At 46.5% G+C, this 1432-nt stretch carries 2 protein-coding genes; both read left to right on the top strand.

Annotated features, from left to right (window positions below):
• Window positions 1-72: 72 nt before the first annotated feature.
• Window positions 73-444 (top strand): ISAon1 family transposase N-terminal region protein, encoded by a 372-nt coding sequence (locus GO755_RS40595; protein WP_157591158.1) that lies wholly within the window; start codon window positions 73-75, stop codon window positions 442-444.
• A complete protein-coding gene (locus GO755_RS40590) occupies window positions 413-1399 on the top strand; it encodes an ISAon1 family transposase (protein ID WP_227687297.1) in 987 nt (328 codons plus the stop codon). The genes GO755_RS40595 and GO755_RS40590 overlap by 32 nt, the downstream gene beginning before the upstream one ends.
• Window positions 1400-1432 lie beyond the last annotated feature (33 nt).

Genomic DNA, 1432 nt, shown 5'->3' with positions numbered 1-1432 from the left:
GGATCAAGGTCAAAAGTTGTGGAGAGCGTTGTATTTATCTAGGTTTGTGGTTTCACCCCAGTCTAGCTCGTTTTGGAAAGTTTCTTGCCCTTAGTCGAATACCTCTTACCTGAGTTTATATTAACCTACTACCAATTAACACGCGTTGAACACGCTTTAGAAGTACTTCATCTGTATCTGGAGGAGAAAAACTACGACGAGTCGGATAAGCCCCAAGACCAGCTTTTATCCAAGGGCTTTCTACCTGAAAGCACCATTCAGGACTTCCCTATCCGAGATAAACGCGTTTTCCTGCACATAAAGCGTCGGCGTTGGCTCAACACCAAGACTGGAAACGTAGAAACCAGAGATTGGAGCCAAGTGGCGCAGGGCACGCGAATGACGACTGAGTTCGCGGCTTTTTTAAAAGAAATTGACGGATTTATCCCCCCACAGTACCAATAGCCTGGGTCGTCTTTATGGGATTGATGGCAACCGGCTGGCCCGACAATACCGCACTCAGTTAAGTGAGTTTGCTCATTGGCCTCAGCGTTCCCATGCTAAGCAATGGCTTTTATTCCCCCAAAATCTAGGTACACAGCTATCCATTGATGAAACCAGTTTATCGCAGGGAGAACTTTATACCATCCTAACCAATAAAGCGGCTAGAGGAGGCAAGGGAAGTATCGTGGCCATTGTGGCTGGTACCAAAGCCGAGACGGTGATTAATGTGCTGAGCCAATTGCCTAAAAGACAACGTAATAAGGTAGCGGAAATCACCCTGGACATGGCGGGTAATATGGCCCTGATTGCTAAAAAAAGTTTTCCCAAAGCGACCCAGGTAACTGATCGTTTTCATGTGCAACAGCTGGCTCTGGAGGCCGTTCAAGATATGCGGGTTGAGTACCGTTGGCAGGCTCTGGAGGCCGAAAATGAGGCCCTTGAACTCGCCAAGACCAATCAACTTATTTATGAACCGGAAGTGCTTTCCAATGGCGATACGCTCAAACAACTTTTGGCTCGTAGCCGGTATGTACTCTATAAAAAGCCAACTGACTGGACGCAAAGTCAGCAAGAGCGAGCGAGTCTGCTGTTTGATCGCTATCCAGATTTGAAGCGGGCCTACGAGTTGAGTCAGTCCCTAAGCTATATTTTTGAGAACACCACTGACAAACTCTACGGCTTAGGGCGATTGGCTAAGTGGCATGAAAAAGTGCGACAAGCTGGTTTCAAAGCCTTCAACACGGTAGCCCGTTCGATTCAGAACCACTATGAAACGATTTTAAATTACTTTGACAATCGGAGTACCAATGCTTCAGCCGAATCGTTCAATGCCAAGATCAAAGCCTTTCGCAGTCAGTTCAGAGGTGTACGGAACGTAGAATTCTTCTTGTATCGACTTTCTCAGTTATATGCTTAATCTAAGATCCTCCACAACTTTTGACCTTGATCC

Origin of the sequence: Spirosoma arboris (genome assembly GCF_009754945.1) — a bacterium.
GTDB classification, from domain to species: domain Bacteria; phylum Bacteroidota; class Bacteroidia; order Cytophagales; family Spirosomataceae; genus Spirosoma; species Spirosoma arboris.
This window is presented reverse-complemented; position numbering and strand designations above follow the sequence as displayed.